Genomic DNA, 712 nt, shown 5'->3' on the forward strand with positions numbered 1-712 from the left:
AATAATCGCGGCATTGCCTATGCCCTCAAGAGCGACTACGACCGGGCTATCGCGGACTGCACTCAGGCAACAAAGCTCGACCCGAATCTTGCAGAAGCCTACGTTATCCGCGCCGCCGCCTATGGCAGCAAGGGCGATTACGACCAAGCGGCTGCGGACTTTTCCAAGGCTCTCGGCATAGACCCGAACAACGCGGACGCAAAACAAATGCTAGAAATCATACGGAGACAGGGACGGTAAGGGGCTATGCGTTTTTGTTCTGCGCTGCGCTCGATCCGCTCACGCTGGGAACGGCGCTGCCTTTTGCCGGTTTGAAAGACGACAGTATTACAGGAGACGTGTTATGGAATATGAAAACAAAAGGATAACCGACGATGAATACCTGAAACCCTATGAAGAGTATACGAGAAAGGATGAGTGTAAGAGTGCGTGTAAGAAAAGAGCGGCATTACAAAATGCGTTTGCTACCCGTAAGTTTGAAATCGGACTGTATTGGAAGCGCACCGCTTATTTTTGGTTTTTTATCAGCGCTATCTTTGTAGCGTACTATCATGTGGTAACAAACGCGAAGTTGTATACCCAAAAAGAAACGTTTCCTTTGCTTTTAGCCGCACTGGGCGTCTTTGTGTTAAATTTGACAATATGCGTTCTAGTTCTTGTATGTCAGGACTGTTATTTTGCACTGTATGTAATACAGCATTATCAGCGGATA

2 protein-coding genes are annotated in these 712 nt (G+C 47.5%); both read left to right on the plus strand.

What is annotated here, in order from left to right; translation table 11 throughout:
- On the plus strand, positions 1–240 hold a 240-nt coding region (locus tag AWU74_RS07020; protein WP_162504987.1), incomplete at its 5' end, for a tetratricopeptide repeat protein.
- Positions 241–343: 103 nt separating this feature from the next.
- The coding region (locus AWU74_RS12800; protein ID WP_238580225.1) for a RipA family octameric membrane protein at positions 344–712 on the plus strand (369 nt) is incomplete at its 3' end.

It is taken from the genome of Treponema endosymbiont of Eucomonympha sp. (genome assembly GCF_001028545.1).